General features: G+C 63.1%; 7 protein-coding genes. 1 reads left to right on the forward strand and 6 read right to left on the reverse strand.

Annotated features, from left to right (window positions below):
- Together WB785_RS21510 and WB785_RS21515 are read right to left on the reverse strand one after the other, a co-directional pair.
- On the reverse strand, window positions 1-1,192 hold a 1,192-nt coding region (locus WB785_RS21510; RefSeq protein WP_424081629.1), incomplete at its 3' end, for an MMPL family transporter.
- Window positions 1,189-1,575, reverse strand: a complete 387-nt coding sequence (locus tag WB785_RS21515) for an MmpS family protein (protein ID WP_424081639.1) — start codon at window positions 1,573-1,575, stop codon at window positions 1,189-1,191. The genes WB785_RS21510 and WB785_RS21515, both read right to left, overlap by 4 nt.
- A gap of 211 nt (window positions 1,576-1,786) precedes the next feature.
- Here WB785_RS21515 and WB785_RS21520 point away from each other — a divergent pair, with 211 nt between their 5' ends.
- Window positions 1,787-2,473 carry a TetR family transcriptional regulator gene (locus tag WB785_RS21520; protein ID WP_424081641.1) on the forward strand — a complete coding sequence of 229 codons (687 nt, stop codon included), beginning with the start codon at window positions 1,787-1,789 and terminating at the stop codon, window positions 2,471-2,473.
- A gap of 10 nt (window positions 2,474-2,483) precedes the next feature.
- Here WB785_RS21520 and WB785_RS21525 read toward each other — a convergent pair whose 3' ends face one another.
- From WB785_RS21525 to WB785_RS21540, 4 genes are all read right to left on the reverse strand, one after another.
- Complete coding sequence (locus WB785_RS21525; RefSeq protein WP_424081631.1) at window positions 2,484-2,987, reverse strand: DUF5078 domain-containing protein; 504 nt, start codon at window positions 2,985-2,987, stop codon at window positions 2,484-2,486.
- A gap of 61 nt (window positions 2,988-3,048) precedes the next feature.
- Window positions 3,049-3,435 carry a PPOX class F420-dependent oxidoreductase gene (locus WB785_RS21530; protein ID WP_424081633.1) on the reverse strand — a complete coding sequence of 129 codons (387 nt, stop codon included), beginning with the start codon at window positions 3,433-3,435 and terminating at the stop codon, window positions 3,049-3,051.
- 39 nt (window positions 3,436-3,474) lie between these two features.
- On the reverse strand, window positions 3,475-4,467 hold the full coding sequence (locus WB785_RS21535) for an ATP-binding cassette domain-containing protein (protein WP_424081635.1): 993 nt from the start codon (window positions 4,465-4,467) through the stop codon (window positions 3,475-3,477).
- A gap of 3 nt (window positions 4,468-4,470) precedes the next feature.
- A partial coding sequence (locus WB785_RS21540) for an ABC transporter permease (RefSeq protein WP_424081637.1) occupies window positions 4,471-5,226 on the reverse strand: 756 nt, incomplete at its 5' end.

Below are 5,226 nucleotides of genomic sequence, written 5' to 3' on the forward strand. Positions count from 1 at the left end.
TCAATAGACCGACAAGCGCGATCGCGGATGCCCCGGCGAGGATGGGCAGCGGCCAGCGCACGATGGCGGTGCCCACCCGGCGCCAGCCACGGACCTGCATCTTGCGTCGGGGGTCGAACAAACCGAAGCGTCCCCCGACGACGATCACCGCCGGAACGAGCGTGAGCGCCACCGCCACCGCGACGAGCATGCCGACTGCGCAAGGTACGCCTAAGGTCTGGAAATACGGCATCCGGCAGAAGCTCAGACAAAAGATCGCGCCGGCGATCGTCAAACCGGACGCCAAGACGACGTGCGCGACACTGCGGTACGTCGTGTAGAACGCAGTCTCACGATCCTCGCCGACCTGGCGGGCCTCTTGATAGCGGCCGAAAAAGAAGATCCCGTAGTCCGTTCCAGCTGCAATCCCAAGGGATACAAGCAAATTGACGGCGAATGTGGAAAGTCCGATAAGTCCGTGATAACCGAGAAACGCGACAATTCCGCGAGCCGCCGTCAACTCGATGCCGACCATGATCAGCAACAGGAACACCGTGATGACGGACCGGTAGACCAGCAGCAACATGGTGACGATCACCAAAAGGGTTACCAGGGTCATCTTGAGGAGGGTTTTGTTGCCGCTATGGTTCATGTCCTTCACCAGCGCCGCCGGGCCGGTCACATACGTAGTGACGCCTTTTGGCGCGGGTGTGCGGTTCACGATCTGCCGGACTGCATCCACCGACTCGTCTCCCAAGGTGGTCCCTTGGTTGCCGGCGAGATTGAGCTGAACGTATACGCATTTGCCGTCGGGGCTTTGCGCGCCCGGCGCCGTGAGCGGATCGCCCCAGAAATCCTGCACGTGTTGTACGTGCTTCGGATCGTCTTTCAGCTGACGAATCACGCTGTTGTAGTAGCGGTGCGCATCGTCGCCAAGTTTCTGCTGGCTGTCCAGGACGATCATCGCGAAGCTGTCGGAATCGGATTCCTTGAATTTCTGGCCCATCGCCTGCATCGCCTGCACAGACGGCGCATCTGTGGGGCTCATTGATACCGAACGTTGCTTCGCGACCTGCTCCAGCGGTGGAACCGCGGCGCTGACCAGGAAAACGATCGCCAACCAGGCCAGGATGATGGGGACCGCCAGCCGATGGATCGTCCGCGGCACGAATGGCGGTTTGGAGTGTTCGCTACGCGTCTGTTCGGAAGTCATGCGCCTTTTAGCACGCAGTAGGTGAAGGCATTGGTTTCGTGTGAGATTTTTTCGGCTTTGATCACGCCGTCCACCACAATGCGGCAGCCGATGCTGCCGCTATTGCCTTGGGCCACAATGTTTCCCATGACTGCCGCCGACGTCGTCGTAAGGTTCAACGTCCACGGCAGGTGCGCTTGGTCAACGCGGCGTGGGTCGGCGTCGACATCGAAGTAGCTGATGTCGGCCACCGTGCCGGGGGGACCGAAAACCTCGTAGGTCAAGTGCTTGGGGTTGAAAGGCTTGGTGTCGCTATTCCCGCTGTCCGAATACGAGGGCCGCTTATCAGAGCCGAATATGCCGTGAATCCGCCACACCGTGAATCCGCCGAGGACGACAACCATCGCGATCACGAGCGGAATCCAGGACCGCTGCAGAACCCTGAAAATCGAAATCCCCTTCACCGTTTGCCGTCTTTCTGGTCTGCGGCATCTCACCTGCTCGAAGATATGCGCCTGCCGATCGGCCAGCCGCGCCGCCCGTCGGCAAATTTAACGCATGCGACGTGCGTAAACGGACGCTACCGGGTTCTACGCCCACCCGCAATCGGCCAACCTGCGTTATTCTCGCGCGGTGCCGCAGCTCACGTTCCAGCGAGCCCGTACTGAGGACAAGAAGCGCCAACGCGCAACGGCGCTAGTAGAGGCCGCCCGCGCGCTCGCGCTGGAGTCCGGTGTCGCGTCGGTGACCTTGACCGATGTCGCCAGCCGGGCCGGTGTGCACTATTCCGCGGTGCGCCGCTACTTCACCTCCCACAAAGAGGTGCTGCTGCATCTGGCCGCCGAAGGCTGGGTGCGGTGGTCGGCCACGGTGTGTGACAAGTTGGCCGAGCCCGGTCCGATGTCGCCGTCGCGGGTCGCCGCGGCGTTAGCCGATGGTCTGGCGGCCGATCCGTTGTTCTGCGACCTGCTCGCGAACCTGCATCTTCACCTTGAGCACGAGGTGGAAATCGACCGAGTTCTCGAGGTCAAGCAGATCAGCAGCGGAGCGGTGAATTCGCTCGCCGATGCGATCGAGAATTCATTGCCGGGGCTGGGACGCGCGGGCGCATTCGACGTCATACTCGCCGCTTACTCGCTGGCAGCTCCGTTGTGGCAGGTGGCTAACCCGCCGAAAAAGCTCGCCGAGGCTTACGCGGAGGCAAAGGCAACCGACTTGCCGCCGGAGTGGAACATCGATTTCACCTCCGCGTTGACGCGGCTGATCACCGCAACCTGCGTCGGCTTGATCGCCGAGCCTTAGGAGTAGCGACCTACCAGTTCCACACCGACATGTCGCCAGGCGGATAGTTCTGGCAGTTCTCGGTTTCCTTGGCCACAACGCCCTTGTTGTTGAAGAACAGCTTCATGTGATTGGGCCAGGCCAAGTTCAGCGGATTGATTTGAGGCGCATAGAAGTTGGCCGAATAGGCCCTGCGGTCGGCCGGCGACAACGAGTAGAACCAGTGCACCTTGTCCTGCGTTGCCTGCTGAACGTTCGGGTGGTTGTCGTAGTCCCGCATGTACCGCTCGTAATACACCGGTTCGAAATCGCGTGCGGCAGCCATCAGCTGCTCGGCGGTACAGGTCGTCGCGATCATTCGCCGAGGTATCGGGAAGTCGTCGGTGGAATCGTTGGATGAGCAGCCGTCGCACGGCTGAAACCCAGGACCAGGAGGATCGGCTATGGCGACCCGCGGGAAAGCTGTCGCCGCGGCACTGAGCGCGAGCACGGCAAGGCCCGCGCGGACCAAAAGGCTCAGACGAGAAAGACGCATGCGGCTACTATAACGCTTTCGTAAAGGCTGTGCTTAGTCACCCTAGACACCTGGATCGTGGCTAGCCGGCGGGCTTGATTTCGACCCCGACGTGCACCTTGTCGACACCGCCGCGCACGACCGAGGACGCATAAAACCACCAGGCGTGGTACCAGTACCGCTTGAGGACGGCGTTGTAGACCCGGCGGGTCTCCGACTTCGGTAGCACCCGGGCGATGCCCTCGACCGCGTCGCTCTTGGGTTTGCCCAGCGCGGTGCTCTTGGCGAGCGTCACCCTGGGGGTGTTGCTGATCCGCTTGGTTTTCCACGACCCGTCGTCGGTGATGACGAGCAGCTTGTCGCCCTCACGGGCACCCCAGATCGGTGTCGGCTTGGGACGGCCGTCCTTGGTGAATGTCGTCAGCAGCAGGTACTTGGACTTGATGACATCGGAGAAACTTGCAGCCACACTCCCCTTTATATCCGGCCTCGAGCTCGTGGGGCCGGGTCAGTCGATGGCGAGCTCGCGGCGTTCGATCAGGTCGCTCAGACCCTTGACGCCGAGCCGCTCCCGGAACGCCTGCGCGGTATAGCCGACGGCCGTCGCATCGGTTCGGGCCCGCACCGTCGCCGAGCGCGGCAGGTTGAACAGCACACCGATTTCGCCGAAGTAGTCGCCGTACCCGGCAACCTTCACCAATTCCTCACCGCCATCGGCTAATTCGCGCACGATGTCGAACTCACCGTCGGCAACGATGTAGATCAGCTCGCCCATCGTGCACTGCTCGAAGAGCACCTCGCCGGCCTTCAGATGGACGGTTTCCGGTGGCCGGTTCGTCGACGCCAGCGTCGGTACCATCTCGACGACGTGATCGGCCATCGGCAGTATCCGGCTGTCGTGGGTGGCGACCACCACCACGCGCTCACCTTCGGCGAGCGAGCGAATCAGCCGCAGCACCTCCTCCACCTGGATGAAGTCGAGGTGGGCGGTCGGCTCGTCGGCGAGGATCAACGGCGGCTCCAGCGCGATCGCGCGGGCGACCGCGACGCGCTGCTGTTGCCCTCCGCTGAGGTCACCCGGTCGGTGTTTCATTCGGTCTGCAAGGTTGACGCGCTCCAGAAGTTCCTCGGCACGCTGACGCGAAGCCGCACGTGACATGCCAGCCGCGCGCAGCGGAACCATCACGTTCTCCAAGGCGGTGAGGCTCGGCACCAAGTTGAAGGCCTGGAAAACGATGCCGACCTCGTCGCGTCGGTACTTGGCCAGCTCACGGCCGTCGAGCGTGGTGACGTCGACGCCACCGAACTTGATCGCACCGCTTTTGGGTCGCAAGATGCCGCCGAGGCAAGACAACAACGTCGTCTTTCCGCACCCGCTGGGCCCGAGCAGGATCACCAGCGACCCGGCCGCAACGTCGAGGCTCAAGCCGTTGATCGGCCGGACCGCGTACCCACCACTGGAGTACTCGACGACAAGTTCTTGGATGCTGAGATCGCCCACCGCTCAAGGACCTCCGAATGCGAGCGCGGGGTCCACCGCCACCGCGCGCCGGAGCCCGGCGACGCTGGCCAGCAGACCGATCGCGACCGCGATCAACGGCAGCGCAAGGTAGGCATCCATCGGCACGACGACCGTCATCGGGAACAGCGGCGCCAATAGTTGGGCAAGGATGACGCCGACCACCGCGGCGAGCAGCGCGACGACGACCGCCTGCAGCGCGAGCCCGGCCAGAACCGACCGGGTCGGCACCCCGATCGCCTTGAACACGGCGAAATCGCGCATCCGCTCGAGCGCCGAAAGATACACCACTGACCCGACGATCAGCACCGCCACGATCCACAGCAACAGAGCCACGATCGTGATCGCACTGACCGCGACGTTCAACGGCCGCAACAGGTCGTTGACACCTGCCGCACGCTCAACGGTTTGGTAGCCGTCGGGAAGATGTTGAGGCGTGCCGACGATCCCGATCGACGTGACCATCGGCTGACCGTTGTACGCCAGCTGCTGCAGGCCCTCGGTTGTCAGGAAGATGTTGGGCGTCTTCGCCAATGCTGTCGAATTGGGCACAATGCCGACGATCCGCAATCTGTGTGCGCCGACGTCCAGAGCTTCACCGAGGTGACGACCCAGCGTGCTGGACACCGCGACCTCGTCCGGCGTCATCGGCGCTTCGCCTTGCGAGACGACCGGCATGCCGGGTCCGTGCTCCGGTGCGCCGAAGGCCGTGGCGGTTCGCGTCGCCGAGCCCTCCCGGAT

The sequence above is a fragment of the Mycobacterium sp. genome (assembly GCF_049585075.1).
Taxonomy (GTDB): Bacteria; Actinomycetota; Actinomycetes; order Mycobacteriales; family Mycobacteriaceae; genus Mycobacterium.

Excerpts from the sequence above, each read along its gene's own strand:
- WB785_RS21525 (WP_424081631.1), bottom strand. The coding sequence starts at position 2,987 with ATGCGTCTTTCTCGTCTGAGCCTTTTGGTCCGCGCGGGCCTTGCCGTG.
- WB785_RS21515 (WP_424081639.1), bottom strand. The coding sequence starts at position 1,575 with ATGGTTGTCGTCCTCGGCGGATTCACGGTGTGGCGGATTCACGGCATA.